Source organism: Empedobacter sp. R132-2 (genome assembly GCF_030324375.1).
Taxonomy (GTDB): Bacteria; Bacteroidota; Bacteroidia; order Flavobacteriales; family Weeksellaceae; genus Empedobacter; species Empedobacter falsenii_B.
In genome coordinates this window covers 1-16,249 of sequence record NZ_JACAGG010000008.1, presented here as the reverse complement: position 1 = coordinate 16,249, position 16,249 = coordinate 1, and the positions used below count along the sequence as shown (strand labels likewise).

Here is a 16,249-nt window from a genome sequence, read left to right as displayed (position 1 = left end):
CCATTGATTTAAAGATTCAATGGAAACAAACAAAGCACCAAAGTACATTTTCGTTACCGGAGGAGTAACATCGTCGTTAGGAAAAGGAATCGTAGCATCATCATTAGGAATGCTACTAGAAGCAAGAGGATATAGAGTAACAATTCAGAAATTGGATCCCTATATAAATGTAGACCCAGGAACACTTAATCCTTACGAGCATGGAGAATGTTACGTTACGGAAGACGGTGCAGAGACCGATTTAGATTTAGGACATTATGAGCGTTTCTTGAACCGTGCAACGTCTCGTGCTAACTCAGTTACTACAGGTCGTATTTATCAAACAGTTATAGAAAAAGAACGTCGTGGAGATTATTTAGGAAAAACAGTTCAAGTTGTTCCTCATATCACAAACGAAATAAAACGTCGTATCAAATTATTAGGTAATACAGGTGATTATGATATCATCATTACTGAAATTGGAGGTACGGTTGGAGATATTGAGTCTTTACCTTATATCGAATCTATCCGTCAGTTAACTTGGGAATTAGGAGAACATAATTCTTCTGTTATTCACTTAACATTAGTCCCTTATTTAGCTGCTGCGGGTGAATTAAAAACAAAACCTACTCAACATTCTGTTCGTACATTAATGGAAAATGGTATTCATGCCAATGTTTTAGTTACACGTACGGAGCGTCATTTACCAAAAGATGTAAAAGCTAAATTGGCTTTATTCTGTAATGTTCGCAAAGAAAATGTAATCGAAAGTATGGATGCAGACACAATTTATGAGGTTCCATTCTTATTACATAAACAAAATTTTGACGAAGTTGTTTTAAAAGGCTTAGATTTGCCAACTGATCAAGAACCAGATTTTACAGTTTGGAACAAATTCTTATCAAATCATAAAAATCCTAAAAACGAAATAGAAATTGCTTTAGTTGGTAAATACGTTTCGTTACACGATTCTTATAAATCAATTACAGAAGCATTTACACATGCTGCTGCAACTTGCGAAACGAATGTAAAAGTTCGTTGGGTATATTCTGGTGATATTACAGAAGACAATGTTGGAGAGCAGTTGAAAGGCGTTTCGGGAATTTTGATTGCACCAGGTTTTGGAGATCGTGGTATTTTAGGTAAAATAATTGCTGCAAATTATGCACGAAGAAATAATATTCCAACATTAGGAATTTGTTTGGGAATGCAAATTATGGCAATTGAATTTGCGCGTAACGTTTTAGGTTACGAAAAAGCAGATTCAGCAGAAATGGATTTAACAACGCCTTATCCAGTTATCAGTTTGATGGAAGATCAAAAAGATGTATCGGACAAAGGAGGAACAATGCGTTTAGGAAATTGGAAATGTGAATTAACTCCAAATTCAAAAATTGAGAAAATTTACAACACAACCGAAATCTTAGAACGTCATCGTCATAGATATGAATTCAACAATGATTTTTACGATGAATTTGTTGAAAACAATTTTATTCCAGTTGGTAAAAACCCTGAAACAGAATTAGTAGAAATTTTAGAACATAATCAACACCCATATTATATAGGTGTACAATTCCATCCGGAATATAAAAGTACAGTTGCTTCGCCACATCCTTTATTTATAAGTTTTATCGAAGCTTCTTTATTGAATAAACAAAATGATTTATTAAATGCAACAAGAGAAAAAATTTGATTTTAACCAAACGATTGGTTTTATTTTAATTGCAATTCTTTTTGGCGTATTCTATTTTCTAAACAAACCTTCGGAAGCGGAGGTCGAAGCTCAGAAAAAAGAATTAGTTCAAAAGCAAGAGCAAGCAAAAAAACAGGAACAATTAAATAAAACAGCTACAACACAAGCTTTTCAAACTGTAGATCCTACATTAGCAAAAGATGTTGAAATTAGTAATGATAAACTAAAAGTTACTTTTTCGCCAAAAGGAGCTCAAATTTCTGACGTACAAATCGTTGGATATACAGCTTACAATGACAAAAAAGATGGACACAAAGATCCTTTACATTTGATAAAAGATGGATCAAGTAAGTTCAATTTATCATTCAAAACAAAACAAGGAGCTGTTCTTAATGTTTCGGATTTAGTTTTTGTACCTCAAGTACAGAAAAATGCGAACAATACAATTGTGACGTTTACAGCAAATGCGCAAAATAGTCAAATTCAATACATCTATACATTAGGCGATTCTTATGGTATCGATTTCGAAGTTAAAACGCAAGGTTTATCTAACATCACTTCTGATAAAAATGTAGATTTAGCGTGGACAATGGATGGTTTCAGTACTGAAAAAGGGAAAGATCAAGAAAAATATTGGTCACATACTTATTTTCAGTTCAAAGGAAACAAAGACATCGAATACGAATTATTTGGTTCTGACGAATGGGAAGAAGAGGAAGCTATTTCTTGGGTAGCCAACAAACAACAATTCTTCGCAACAGTTTTATCAAATGATGAAGGGTTTAAAACAACAAAAGGTGGTTCTAAAAACTCTGATAAAGAGGATTTAACTTATAGTAAACACTATCACTTAAACTCAAAATTAGAGTTAAAAAATAATGAAATCAATACAAAATTCACATGGGATTTTATTCCATTGGATTATAAAATGTTGAAAGATTATAACGACAAAGGATTCCAAAACTTAATTGACTTTGGTTGGGGATTATTTGGTTGGTTGAATAAATATTTCTTCTTGAATGTATTTAAATGGTTGGCAGCAATGAGTATTCCTTTAGGATGGGTAATCTTCTTGATGACAATCGTTGTAAAATTGATTTTATCTCCAATTATGTACAAACAATACCGTCAATCTGCATTGATGAAAGTTGTTCGTCCAGAGTTGAATGAAATCAACGAAAAATACAAGGATCCAAAAGATGCGATGAAGAAGCAACAAGAAACAATGGCAATTTATCGTAATGCAGGAATCAATCCATTAGCAGGATGTTTACCAGCATTATTACAAATTCCTATTTTCTATGCGTTATTCCGTTTCTTCCCGAACTTAATCGACTTGAGAGGTGTTCCTTTCTGGTTCGTAGATGATTTAACAGCATTCGATGATTTAATCAAATTACCAGAATGGGTTCCATTCCTTAATGGTCACTTAAGTGTATTCGCTTTATTATACATTGTTGCAATGATGATTTATTTTAAAGTTTCTGGATCTATGGATAACTTCCAAATGCCACAACAAGAAGGAATGCCAAACATGCAATTCATGAAATACATGATGTATGTAATGCCAGTTTTCTTCTTTGTATTCCTTAACAATTACGCTTCAGGTTTATCTTGGTATTATTTAGTATCCAATGCGATTAATATTTTCATCGTGTTATATATTAAGAAATATATGATTCACGAAGCGAAGATTCATCAAATCATCGAAACAAATAAAACGAAACCTAAAAAAACAGGTAAGTTTGCTTCGAAAATGCAAGAAATGATGAAACAAGCTCAAGAAATGCAAGAGCAACAACAAAAGAACAAAAAGAAATAATCACATTATATTTCAAATTCAAAAATCCGTTAATAATAATTAACGGATTTTTTTATTTATTTAAGACAATAAAAATTTTAGTAACCAATTTATTAAATATCAATAATTTATTCATTTAAAATACTTTTGTAGTGTACGTTACACACTTTTTATGAATAAATTCTTTTTTATTTATTATTTTCAGATTATTATTGTCTAAAAATAATAAATAACATGAATAATATTTACTCGATTAAAGACCAAACAGCAAACCCTGGACCTTTAGGATTATTTGGTTTTGCAATGACAACTGTTTTATTAAACATACACAATGCAGGCTTTTTTCCTGTTAATAGTATGATTATGGGAATGGGTGTTTTCTTTGGAGGTGGAGCACAATTTGTGGCTGGCGTTATGGAATGGAAAAAAGGAAACAACTTTGGTAGTATTGCATTCATGTCTTATGGTGCTTTTTGGTTAACACTTGTATTTATATGGTTAGCACCGATGTTTGGCGTAGAAAAACCGGACGGAAATGCAATGGGATGTTATTTAGGAATGTGGGGATTATTTACATTAATCAACTTTTTACAAACATTAAAAGGTAATTTGGTCGGAAAATTATTATTTGGTTCGTTAACCTTATTATTCTTGTTATTAGCAGCAGGTAACTTTACAGGAAGTCAAAGTATTTTACATTTTGCTGGTTGGACAGGAATCATCTGCGGATTTATTGCTTTTTACGAAGCTTCTGCAATTATGATTAATCAGAAATACGAAAAAGCAATTCTTCCTTTATAAATAATATGAATAAAAAAAATCCTTTATCAGAGACTGATAAAGGATTTTTTTTATAATTGTAATGAATTATTTATTAAACATTGGTGCTAATAATTTTTTCCAGATAAATAATAAAATTAATGATCCTAAAATTGAAAAAATCCAATCCAACGGACTGAAAAAACTCACTTCTCCATCATGAGAAATTCCTAAAATTGTACGCATATAAGCTCCTAAATATGCACCAACAATACCTATAAGTGCAGTTACCCAAAATCCTCCCGGATCTTTACCTGGCATTATTGCTTTAGCAATTCCAGCACAAATTAAACCGAACACTAAGTATACCAAAAAGCTCCAAACTCCGGTAATACCTAACATAATAAATGAAGTTGTCATCATAATTAATAGTATTTTTTATGGTTTTAAAAATTGTTAAGTAAATCTTAACTAAAATCGTTCCAAAAAGATAAGAAAAGTTTTTGTAATTTGTAAATTTGTAACACTATAAAATAAAATTTATGTCTCTAATCAAATCTATTTCAGGTTTTCGTGGAACAATCGGAGGAAAACCGGGAGATAATTTAACTCCTATAGACGCTGTAAAATTCGCAGCTGCTTACGGAACTTGGCTTAAGAATCAATCAAATCAATCAGAATATAAAGTAATTGTAGGTCGTGACGCTCGTATTTCTGGACAAATGGTTTCTCAATTAGTTTGTTCAACTTTACAAGGATTAGGAATTAATGTTGTCGATTTAGGTTTATCTACTACTCCAACTGTAGAAGTTATGGTGACACATTTACATGCAGATGGAGGAATTATTTTAACTGCTTCTCACAATCCAAAAGAATGGAATGCGTTGAAATTATTGAATGCAAAAGGAGAATTTGTTTCTGCAACAGATGGTGCGCAAATTTTAGCTTTCGCAGATAAAGATGATTATACATTTGCTAAAGTTGATGATTTAGGTTCTTATGAAACTTTTGATGATGCAATTGATTTACATATCGAGAAAATTTTGGCTTTGCCATTAGTGAATGCAAAAGCGATTCAAGAGAAAAATTTCAAAGTTGCGATTGACGCAGTAAATTCAACTGGAGGAATTGCAATTCCTAAGTTATTACAACGTTTAGGTGTAATTCATTACGATATGTATTGCGAGCCAAACGGACATTTTCCTCATAATCCAGAGCCTTTAAAAGAACATTTAGGTGATATCTGTAAAAAAGTAATCGACGAACAAGCTGATTTCGGAATTGTGGTAGATCCAGATGTTGACCGTTTAGCAATTATCGATGAGAAAGGTGAAATGTTTGGAGAAGAATACACATTAGTTGCAGTCGCAGATTATGTATTGTCAAAAACGCCTTCAGCAACAGTTTCTAACTTATCTTCTTCTCGTGCATTACGCGATATTTCTGAAAAATATGGTCAAAAATATTCACCATCAGCAGTTGGAGAAGTAAATGTTGTAGTTGAAATGAAAAACGTTGATGCTAAAATTGGTGGAGAAGGAAACGGTGGTATTATTTATCCAGAATTACACTACGGGCGCGATTCTTTAGTAGGAATTGCTTTATTCTTGACATATTTAGCTGAACAAGATAAATCAGTTTCAGAATTGAGAGCTTCTTATCCAGCATATTTTATGGCGAAAAAGAAAATCGAATTAACACCAGAAATCAATGTTGACGAATTGTTAGTTAAAATTCAGGAAGTTTACAAAAACGAAGAAATCAATACAGTTGATGGAGTTAAAATTGATTTTCCTACTGAATGGGTTCATTTAAGAAAGTCAAACACAGAACCAATTATTCGTATTTATACTGAAAGTACTTCAGAAGAAAATGCAAATAAATTAGCGGATAAAATGATCGAAAGCATCAAAAATATTATCTAAAACAATCTATTTTAATTGTTTAACAAATGTGCAAAACTCTAACAATTCGTTATGATTTTTGCACATTTTATTTTGTAAATTAGTCTGCTACTATGGACGAAGATTTTTTTAATAACGAGCTAATTGAATGTTTTGAGCAAATGCTTGACAATCGTGAATATAAGTATTACGATTCAGAGGATTTGGTCGAAATTCTTGAATTCTATATTGAAGTAAATGATAGCGAATACACAAAACGTGCGCTAGATTTTGCAGAAAAAATGCATCCTGAAAATATAGATATCAAAATCAAGAGAATTGAATATTTTCTTACAATTGAGGATTTAAAAAAAGCTGCAAAACTCATCAAAGATTTAAAAGATTTAGCCGCAAACGAGTTAGATTATCTTCTTGTACAAGCGCGATTTTGGGGAATGAAAAATATGCCTCGAAAAGCGATAAGTTTTTATGAAGAAGCTTTGCAAATAGACGACGAAGAAACCGATTTTATTTGCAATAGTATCGGAAATGAATATTTGAATTTAGATGAAGTTCATTCTGCATTGATTGCTTTCAGAAAAGCATTGAAATTCAATCCAGAAAACGATTATACTTTCTACTCTATTATTCAATGCTACGAAGAAATTCATAATCCTGATGAATGCATCGAGTTTCTAAAAGATTTTATTGACGATAATCCATATTCGGAAGTTTCTTGGTTGCAACTTGGTCTGTTGTACAATCACAAAAAAATGTATGACGAAGCTATAAATGCGTTAGATTACGTGCTTGCGATTAATCCTAACTCTATTGTTGGTCATGCTAACAAAGCAGTTTCTTTAGAAGAATTAGGAGAATACAACAAGGCAATAGAAACATTAGAAGAAACATTAGAATTTGATGATTCGCCTGCTGTTACGCATATGAAAATTGGTGAATTGTATGAAAAGTTAGAGAAACCACAAAAAGCGTTGAAAGCTTATCATATTGCGATAAAAGAAGATCCGCAATTGGATAAAGTTTGGGCAAAAGCAGCTTCGCTTTACAACAAATTAGAAAATATTGAAGAAGCCGAATATTACATTCAGCGAGCGATAGAATTGAATGGCGATAATTACGAATATTATACAGATTCAACTTACTATTTTCTGAAACAAATGAAGTTTGAGGAAGCTATAAAAAACCTTTCGAAATTGGTTCAATTAAAGCCTTTAGTTTTCCATACTTGGTTTGCTTACGTCGAAACTTTAATTGCTGTTGGCGAATACGAGGAAGCGATTGCAGTCTTATTAACAGGCGCTTTAAAGAATTTTAATCGTGCCGAATTTTTCTATCAATTGAGTAATGTCTATTATATTACAGAGCAAGATCAATTAGGAAATGAAGCGTTGCAAAATGCATTAAGTTTGGATCGAAATTTAAAAGATTCTATGATCGAATATTATCCGATTTTAGAAGAAAAAATCAATCAAATTTCTGGAAATAACGAATAAAAATATAATTCTTAAGCCATCTTTTTTAGATGGCTTTTTTCTTCACAGTAAAATAACACAGGTTTATTCAAAAAAACTTAACTTTATGATACTAAACAAGCCTTATGAACTTTGTCGCACATCAATATTTATCTTTCGGAAATCAATCGCTTCAAATTGGAAATTTGCTTGGTGAAACTGTAAAGGGAAAACAATATTTAGATTTTCCAGAAGATATTCAGAAAGGCATTTTATTGCATCGTTCAATTGATACATTTACAGATTCTCACGAAACTGTCAAACAAAGTTCAAGTTATTTTCACGAAACACAACACAAATTTGCACCAATTATTATTGATGTGATTTATGATTATTTTTTGATTAAATATTGGAATAATTATTCTGAAACTCCTTTCGAAAAATTCAAATCAGATTGTTATCAATTATTTAAGGATGAATACAATTCGCTTCCAAAAAAACTACAAGAAATCATTTTTTATTTGTTGAAATATGATTGGTTCGAAAATTATTCGACCATAGAAGGCGTTCAAAAAACATTAAAAGGAATCGGAAGTCGAGCAAAATTTGAGAATAATTTACATCAAATCATTCCCGAATTTGAAAAAAATTATTCTAATCTCGAAACTGATTTTCTATCATTTTTTCCTCAAATCCAAACGCATTGCAAGAACTTTGTATTCATTGATTCTCAAGTCTAAATTTCATTTTAAGAATTCGATAAAATTCATTAGTTTAGGGCTGTAAACAAACAGAAAACCACAATGGATTTAACTTTTAATAAAAGAGAGGATCATAACAAATTATTACTTTCTAAACTACGCCAAAAACTGAAACAAGTTTACCTTGGCGGAGGTCAAAAAAGAATTGATGCGTTGCATAGCAAAGGAAAAATGTCTGCAAGGGAACGTATTGATTATCTTTTGGACGAAAAAAAACCGAACATAGAGATTGGTGCTTTAACAGGAGATGAAATGTACAAAGAACACGGCGGATGTCCTTCGGGAGGTGTTGTTGTGAAAATTGGTTACATTTCTGGTAAACAGTGTATTGTTGTTGCAAATGATGCGACAGTAAAAGCTGGTGCTTGGTTCCCAATTACAGGTAAAAAGAATTTGCGTGCTCAAGAAATTGCGATGGAAAATAAATTGCCAATTATTTATTTGGTGGACAGCGCAGGTGTTTATTTACCAATGCAAGATGAGATTTTTCCTGATAAAGAAATGTTTGGTCGAATTTTCCGCAATAATGCAATCATGTCATCAATGGGAATTACTCAAATTTCTGCTGTGATGGGAAGTTGTGTTGCTGGTGGAGCATATTTACCAATTATGAGCGACGAAGCAATGATTGTAGACAAAACAGGTTCTATTTTCTTGGCAGGAAGTTATTTGGTAAAAGCAGCTATTGGAGAAGATATTGACAACGAAACTTTAGGTGGAGCAACAACACATTGCGAAATCTCTGGCGTGACTGATTATAAAGCAAAAGATGATAAAGATGCGTTGGATAGAATAAAATCTATTGTTGGTAAAATTGGTGATTATGAAAAAGCTGGATTTAATCGAATTGAAGCAGCAAAGCCTGCTTTAGATGAGCAAGAAATCTATGGTATTTTACCTGAATCTCGTGCTGAGCAGTACGATATGTATGACATTATTAACAGAATTGTTGATAACTCAGAATTGGACGAATATAAGCCTGATTATGGAAAATCAATTATTTGTACTTATGCTCGAATTGATGGTTGGGCGGTTGGAATTGTAGCTAATCAACGTAAAATCGTGAAGTCTAAAAAAGACGGAATGCAGTTCGGTGGTGTGATTTATTCAGATTCTGCGGATAAAGCGACTCGTTTTATTGCGAATTGTAACCAAAAGAAAATTCCGTTAGTTTTCTTACAAGATGTGACTGGTTTTATGGTTGGATCTAAATCTGAACATGGTGGTATTATCAAAGATGGTGCGAAAATGGTAAATGCAGTTTCGAATTCTGTTGTTCCAAAATTCACGATTATAGTTGGTAATTCTTATGGTGCAGGAAACTATGCTATGTGTGGAAAAGCTTATGATCCTAGATTAATTGCGGCTTGGCCTTCGGCTCAATTGGCAGTTATGGGAGGTGAGCAAGCGGCGAAAGTTTTGCTACAAATAAAAGAAGCGACTTTGAAAGCGCAAGGTGTAGAAGTTGATGAAGTGAAAAAGCAAGAACTTTTGAACGAAATTACAGCAAAATACAATGATGAAACAAGTCCTTATTATGCTGCGGCACGTTTGTGGACAGATGGAATTATTGATCCTTTGGATACGCGTAAATGGATTTCGATGGGAATTGAAGCTGCGAATCATGCTCCGATTGAAAAACAATTTAATTTAGGTGTTATCCAAGTTTAGAAAAACGAAAATATTTTTAAAAATAGAAGAGAATCCAATTTAGGATTCTCTTTTTATTTTTTGAATATTGTTTGAAACATGTAAATCAAATCTTGTCGAAAACTCCAATTCTTTACATATTCTACATTGATCTTAACTTTATCTGGCCAAAGAATTTCATCATTATATTTGATTGGATCATTTACATTGGATAAAATTTCTTCTTCTTTACAATATTTCAATTGAGCAGGACCAGTAATTCCAGGTTTAACTTTCAACACCAATCTATCCTCTCCAACCAATTTATCTGCATAACCAGCGACATCAGGACGAGGTCCAACAAAACTCATTTCCCCTATTAGAATATTGAATAATTGAGGTAATTCATCTAATTTATAATCTCGAAGAATCTTTCCAATTTTGGTAATTTGATGTTGATCGGTTGTTATTGTCGATTTAGAAACCCCTTTAATCGTTCTGATTTTATAAATATTGAAAAATCTTCCGTCTTTCCCAACTCTTTTTTGTGTAAAAACGCCAAATTGATTGGTATCTATAGAACTTATGATAATTAACAAAACAATTAACCCAACTAAAAATATTAGTAGGATTAATGCAAGTATATAATCAAATATGTTCTTTAAGATCATTTCAATTAAAAGAATTTACTTTTATTTCGAGAAGCTAAACATTTTATTTTTCCGAATGATGAATTATCAAAATTCTCATCTCCAGCAAAATATCCGTAGCCGTAGCCGTAACCATATCCGTAACCGTAGCCAGTTTTAATTTGGAAATCGTTGAATATAATTCCGACATTCGAAACCTCACCTTCATCATATTTATTCGAAATTGCATGGATAAAGTTTTTCTCCGAATAGTTGTAACGTGTTACATACAATGTGCAATCTGCGTTAAGCATCAAATCGTACGAATCTGTTACTAATCCTATTGGCGGTGAATCTATAATTACGAATTCATATTTCTCTTTCAATTCAGCAAATAATTGATCCATTCGATTACTCAAAATCAATTCTGAAGGATTTGGAGGAATTGGACCTGCTGAAATAATATCTAAATTTGGTAAAATTGTACGTTGTGTAATTTGATTTAACTCTAAATCATCCGCAACATAGTCTGTTACACCTGTTTTATTATTAATGTTAAAATCATCAAAGATTTTTGGTTGACGTAAATCTAATCCAATCAGAACCGTTTTCTTATCCATAGAACCAAGTGAACTCGCAATATTCATCGCATTGAAAATTTTACCTTCACCTCCAATAAATGATGTCATTAAAATCGTTTTGTTATCATCTTCAAGTCCTGGATTCTTGTATAAATATTTCAGATTAGAACGAATTGATCTAAACGATTCAGAAATTCCTGATTTTGGATTGTTGATTACAACTAAAGGTTATAGGAATTTCTTTAATCAATTCGCCTTGATACAAGTTAAGCATCAAAGTAAAGTCGAATTTATCTTTTGGTAAGTTTCGCAACAAATCTAAAACTACTATTGGAACTCCACCCATTTCTAATGAACGAAGCCTAAAAAGTACTTTTATTTTTCTATGTTGATTTGACATTTGGTTAGTTTAATAAACAAAAATACAACATTGAGTTTGAATTGAATAATACAACAACTTAAAAACTCATAAAATAATTCTTAATTTTGCAGAAAAAGTAGTCGAATGTTCAAAATTGGTACAAAAGTTAAAGTGATAGATGATAATATTTCGGGAACAATTTCCAAATTGAAAGGTGATTTTGTTTACTTTAATGATGAGTTTGGTTTTGAATATGAGTATCGCCAAGATGAAATCATCAAAGATATTGAAATTGACTATGAAGAATATCGAGATGAGAAAATCAAAGAATTTTCGAAACCAAAGTTTAAGACTTTTCGCAAATCTCATCGACATCCTTATTTAACGCGAGAAATTGATTTGCATATCGAAAATTTAGTTGATAATTGGCGTGATTTGGATAATGCGCAAATTATACAAACACAATTAGATGTTGCACGAAATGAGGTGGAGCGCGCTATGTTCGAAAGTCAAATTCGATTGATTTTAATTCACGGTTATGGAAAAGGAATTCTGAAAAAAGAAATTACCGAATTGTTATATCGTTACACGAATATCGAATTCTATGACGCCTCGTTCAAGGAATATCACGGCGACGCCATAGAAGTTAAATTTATTTAAATTGAGATATTTCGATACAATTTTCTTATTCTATCGAAACGAAAATCACTCAATATGACAATTTTCATTATTATTAGTCATTGGCTATAAACAAAGAAAGTCATTCTGAATTTGTTTCAGAATTTCATTATTTTTAGGATTAAAATCTTTTGATCCAATCCATCAAATCATAATAATTTTGAGGAACAATTCCGTGTCCACTTCTATATTCGTGGTATTCAAAATTAATATTCATCGATTTTAAAAACTCGTCACCCATTCGTCCTAATTCAATTGGCAATACAACATCTTCTGTTCCGTGCGAAACAAAGAAATTTAAGTTCGAAAAATCTTTCGATTGATCAAAATCTCCAATAATTTTAGCTTCTGGATAACCACTTAAAATAGCCACGTTTTTAATCTTTTCTGGATTATTTAGCGAAATCGCATAACTCAAAATTGCACCTTGGCTAAAGCCCATCAATGTTACATTTGCGTCATCTAAATTCTCTTGTTGAACAATTGCATCAATAAATTCGACCAATTTATTACGCGATTCTATTGCTTGCGTTTCATCCATCCATTTTTCATTGTTCACAAAATTAATATCATACCACGCATATCCGCCATACACAATATCATGCAACGCTCGTACACTTATAATATGCGCATTCTGCGGTAAATCTTGTGCAAATGAAAACAAATCTTCTTCGTTGCTTCCATAACCATGTATCAGCACAAAAAGAGGCGTTTTTTCAGTCGAAACAACAGGTAAACGTTCGATATATTTTATTCCATTCAATTCTTTCATACAAACTTATTTTTAGCGAATTTAATTCTAATTTTTCTAAATAAAATTATTTTCAGTTCAGTTAAAACCCTTCGAAAACACCCAAACCAAATAAAGCGAAATCATATTTCACAGGATCATTTGCATCCATTTCTCGCAATTTTGTATCAAGTTCTTTCAATGCTTTTGCATCATTTTGTTTTCGAGTCAGAATATTTAATTTTCGTGCAACATTTCCCGAATGTACATCCAAAGGACAGGAAAGAATAGAAGTTGGAATGGATTTCCAAATTCCTAAATCTACGCCTTGTTTGTCATCACGAATCATCCAACGCAAGTACATATTGATACGCTTTGCAGCCGAATTATTCAATGGATCTGAAATATGTTTAGTTGTTCGAGTTGGATGTTCTATTTCAAAAAAAGTTTGTTTGAAATTCGAGATTGATGCTTGCATCGAATCTGAAGTTTGATGTTTTGCAAAAACTTGTTCCAATCCGCCATGATTTTGATAAATGTTACGAAGCGATTGCATGAAAAATTTCAAATCTTCACTATTGAATGTTCTGTGAACAAAACCACCCAAATTCTTTAAATGATTCTCAGAGAAATTCATCACAAAATCGTAAGGCGAATTTCCCATCAACTGCATCATTTTATTCGCATTATTGATAATCATTTTACGATTTCCCCATGCAATTGTTGCCGCTAAAAACCCAGCAATTTCGATATCTTCTTTCGCAGAAAATCTATGCGGAATCTGTACTGGATCAGAATCGATAAAGTCTAATGTATTATATTGAAGAACTTTTTCGTCTAAAAAATCCTTTAATTCTTCTTGAATCATTTACATTTCTATTTGAAAAATTCCATCAGCCATCACCAATTTTCGATCAGTCATATTTGCTAATTCTTCGTTATGTGTCACAATGACAAAAGTTTGTCCAAATTCGTTTCGAAGATTGAAAAATAATTCATGTAATTCTTCAGCATTTTTAGAATCTAAATTACCAGAAGGTTCATCAGCAAAAACTACTTTAGGCTGATTAATCAACGCACGAGCTACTGCTACACGTTGTTGTTCTCCTCCAGAAAGTTGATTAGGTTTATGTGTCAAACGTTGCGAAAGTCCCAAATAAGACATTAACTCTTTTGCACGCTTTTCGGCTTCTGCTTTTTTTGTTTTCTTGATAAAAGCTGGAATACAAATATTTTCTATTGCATTAAATTCTGGCAACAATTGATGAAACTGAAAAATGAATCCAATGTTTTCGTTACGAAATTTAGATAAATCGCGATCGTTTAACTTCGTGATATCTTGTCCCGCAATCTGAATAGAAGTATTATATTTCTTTGGCTCAGAACTTTTTTCTAATGTTCCTAAAATTTGAAGCAAAGTTGTTTTTCCTGCTCCAGAAGCACCAACGATAGAAACGATTTCTTTTTCTACAATCGATAAAGAAACATTTTTTAGCACTTCTAATTCACCAAATTTCTTAACAATATTTTCTGCTTTTATCATGAGGTAAAGATATAAATTAAGTACTAAGTCTTAAATCATAAGTGATAAGTTTTTTTTGAATTAAAATTCGTCAGTTCGAGTGATTTTTAGAAATGAAATGATAAAAAATTGTATCGAGAATAGAATTTCACTAGAATTGACGGTTTTTTATTGATAAAATTATAAAATCAATCCTCCGTCGAAAATGCTTTAAACCCAAAACAAACAATTTTAGTGTACTTGGTACGATTTAAAAATTATATAACAATTGTTTTGACTTTTTAAATCATTAATATTCGTATCTTGTAACCTCTAAATAAATAATATTAATCACTTTTTTAGCATAAGCTGATAAAATTAATATGGCAAAATTTAGAATACATCAACAATATTTTTATTTTTGTAATTGAAAAATCAAAAAAAATGAATCTTCACGAATATCAAGGAAAAGAAATTCTTAGTAAATATGGTGTGAAAGTACAACGTGGTATCGTTGCTACTACACCAGAAGAAGCTGTAGAAGCTGCTAAACAATTAACTGAACAAACTGGTACAGGTTGGCATGTCGTAAAAGCACAAGTACACGCAGGTGGTCGTGGAAAAGGTGGTGGAGTAAAGCTTGCTAAAAACTTGGACGAAGTTAAAGAGAAAGCAAACGAAATCATCGGAATGCAGTTAGTAACACCTCAAACTTCGGCTGAAGGTAAAAAAGTTCATCAAGTTTTAATTGCTGAGGATGTTTATTATCCAGGTGAATCTGAAACTGAAGAATACTATGTTTCTGTATTGTTAGATCGTGCAACTGGTAAAAACATGATTATGTATTCTACTGAAGGTGGAATGGATATCGAGGAAGTTGCTGAGCACACACCAGACAAAATCTTTACAGAAGAAATTGATCCTGCTGTAGGAATCCAAGGTTTCCAAGCGCGTAAAGTTGCTTTTAACTTAGGTTTATCAGGAAATGCTTTCAAAGATGGTGTTAAATTTATCACTGCTTTATATAATGCATACGTTGCGATTGACGCTTCTATGTTCGAAATTAACCCAGTTCTTAAAACATCTGACGATCAAATTATCGCTGTAGATGCTAAAGTATCTATCGATGATAACTCATTATTCCGTCATCCAGATATCGCTGCTTTACGTGATACAAGAGAAGAAGATCCAACAGAAGTTGAAGCTGGTGAAGCTGGATTAAACTTCGTAAAATTAGACGGAAACGTAGGATGTATGGTTAACGGAGCTGGTTTAGCAATGGCAACTATGGATATCATCAAATTATCTGGTGGTAATCCTGCAAACTTCTTAGACGTTGGTGGTACTGCTGATGCTGAGCGTGTAGAAAAAGGTTTCCGTATTATCTTAAAAGATAAAAACGTAAAAGCTATCTTAATCAATATTTTTGGTGGTATTGTACGTTGTGATCGTGTTGCTCAAGGTATTTTAGATGCTTACAACAATATGGGTGACGAAATTAATGTGCCAATTATTGTTCGTTTACAAGGAACAAATGCAGAAATCGCTAAGAAAATGATTGATGAATCAGGTTTCGCTGTTCACTCTGCTATCACATTAAAAGACGCTGCTGACAAAGTAGAAGAATTAGTAGGTTAGGATTTTAACTTATTTACAATATATCAAACCTCTCAAAGAATTCTTTGAGAGGTTTTTTTGTATGATTTATTGTCATTCTGATTTCTATGACAAAACCAAGTTATTTTTATAAATATTTTGATTTTTAATTAGTGCATAAATTCTGTGAATTATT

At 32.0% G+C, this 16,249-nt stretch carries 15 protein-coding genes and 1 pseudogene; 9 read left to right on the top strand and 7 right to left on the bottom strand.

What is annotated here, in order from left to right:
- Positions 1–19: 19 nt before the first annotated feature.
- From pyrG to HXZ69_RS05915, 3 genes are all read left to right on the top strand, one after another.
- Positions 20–1,672, top strand: coding sequence for a CTP synthase (pyrG, locus tag HXZ69_RS05925; protein ID WP_125349700.1), 1,653 nt, complete (start codon positions 20–22; stop codon positions 1,670–1,672).
- Entirely contained in the window at positions 1,650–3,494 is a 1,845-nt protein-coding gene (gene yidC / locus HXZ69_RS05920) for a membrane protein insertase YidC (protein ID WP_286495353.1), read from the top strand. The genes pyrG and yidC overlap by 23 nt, the downstream gene beginning before the upstream one ends.
- Positions 3,495–3,707: 213 nt before the next feature.
- Positions 3,708–4,274 carry an acetate uptake transporter gene (locus tag HXZ69_RS05915; RefSeq protein ID WP_286495352.1) on the top strand — a complete coding sequence of 189 codons (567 nt, stop codon included), beginning with the start codon at positions 3,708–3,710 and terminating at the stop codon, positions 4,272–4,274.
- 66 nt (positions 4,275–4,340) lie between these two features.
- Here the strand turns inward: HXZ69_RS05915 and HXZ69_RS05910 are convergent, their stop codons facing one another.
- Complete coding sequence (locus HXZ69_RS05910) at positions 4,341–4,655, bottom strand: GlsB/YeaQ/YmgE family stress response membrane protein (RefSeq protein WP_180905890.1); 315 nt, start codon at positions 4,653–4,655, stop codon at positions 4,341–4,343.
- Between the two features lie 119 nt (positions 4,656–4,774).
- Here HXZ69_RS05910 and glmM point away from each other — a divergent pair, with 119 nt between their 5' ends.
- From glmM to HXZ69_RS05890, 4 genes are all read left to right on the top strand, one after another.
- Positions 4,775–6,157, top strand: coding sequence for a phosphoglucosamine mutase (gene glmM, locus HXZ69_RS05905; protein ID WP_286495351.1), 1,383 nt, complete (start codon positions 4,775–4,777; stop codon positions 6,155–6,157).
- Positions 6,158–6,249: 92 nt separating this feature from the next.
- A complete protein-coding gene (locus HXZ69_RS05900) occupies positions 6,250–7,629 on the top strand; it encodes a tetratricopeptide repeat protein (RefSeq protein ID WP_286495350.1) in 1,380 nt (459 codons plus the stop codon).
- A gap of 104 nt (positions 7,630–7,733) precedes the next feature.
- Positions 7,734–8,327, top strand: a complete 594-nt coding sequence (locus HXZ69_RS05895; RefSeq protein ID WP_038335367.1) for an acyl carrier protein phosphodiesterase — start codon at positions 7,734–7,736, stop codon at positions 8,325–8,327.
- Between the two features lie 63 nt (positions 8,328–8,390).
- Positions 8,391–10,019: an acyl-CoA carboxylase subunit beta gene (locus tag HXZ69_RS05890; protein WP_286495349.1), complete on the top strand. Its 1,629-nt coding sequence runs from the start codon at positions 8,391–8,393 to the stop codon at positions 10,017–10,019.
- 53 nt (positions 10,020–10,072) lie between these two features.
- On the opposite strand, the gene HXZ69_RS05885 is transcribed toward HXZ69_RS05890, so the two are convergent.
- The 3 genes and pseudogenes from HXZ69_RS05885 to HXZ69_RS05875 all read right to left on the bottom strand — a co-directional run.
- A complete protein-coding gene (locus HXZ69_RS05885) occupies positions 10,073–10,648 on the bottom strand; it encodes a sugar transferase (RefSeq protein WP_221853946.1) in 576 nt (191 codons plus the stop codon).
- Positions 10,649–10,653: 5 nt separating this feature from the next.
- Complete coding sequence (locus HXZ69_RS05880; RefSeq protein WP_409410967.1) at positions 10,654–11,382, bottom strand: CpsD/CapB family tyrosine-protein kinase; 729 nt, start codon at positions 11,380–11,382, stop codon at positions 10,654–10,656.
- Between the two features lie 37 nt (positions 11,383–11,419).
- A pseudogene (locus HXZ69_RS05875) lies at positions 11,420–11,587 on the bottom strand (glycosyltransferase); the annotation flags it as partial.
- 105 nt (positions 11,588–11,692) lie between these two features.
- Between HXZ69_RS05875 and HXZ69_RS05870 the strand changes: the two are divergent.
- Complete coding sequence (locus HXZ69_RS05870; protein WP_221853947.1) at positions 11,693–12,208, top strand: DUF8465 domain-containing protein; 516 nt, start codon at positions 11,693–11,695, stop codon at positions 12,206–12,208.
- A 139-nt stretch (positions 12,209–12,347) separates the two neighbouring features.
- Here HXZ69_RS05870 and HXZ69_RS05865 read toward each other — a convergent pair whose 3' ends face one another.
- The 3 genes from HXZ69_RS05865 to HXZ69_RS05855 form a co-directional block, all read right to left on the bottom strand.
- The gene (locus tag HXZ69_RS05865) at positions 12,348–12,998 is read right to left on the bottom strand and encodes an alpha/beta hydrolase (protein WP_221853948.1); all 651 of its coding nucleotides are present in this window, start codon (positions 12,996–12,998) and stop codon (positions 12,348–12,350) included.
- 61 nt (positions 12,999–13,059) lie between these two features.
- Positions 13,060–13,824 (bottom strand): TIGR02757 family protein, encoded by a 765-nt coding sequence (locus tag HXZ69_RS05860; RefSeq protein ID WP_221853949.1) that lies wholly within the window; start codon positions 13,822–13,824, stop codon positions 13,060–13,062.
- Positions 13,825–14,499, bottom strand: a complete 675-nt coding sequence (locus tag HXZ69_RS05855) for an ABC transporter ATP-binding protein (RefSeq protein WP_038335263.1) — start codon at positions 14,497–14,499, stop codon at positions 13,825–13,827.
- A gap of 402 nt (positions 14,500–14,901) precedes the next feature.
- On the opposite strand from HXZ69_RS05855, the gene sucC reads away from it, so the two are divergent.
- Positions 14,902–16,095 carry an ADP-forming succinate--CoA ligase subunit beta gene (gene sucC / locus HXZ69_RS05850; RefSeq protein ID WP_221853950.1) on the top strand — a complete coding sequence of 398 codons (1,194 nt, stop codon included), beginning with the start codon at positions 14,902–14,904 and terminating at the stop codon, positions 16,093–16,095.
- Positions 16,096–16,249 lie beyond the last annotated feature (154 nt).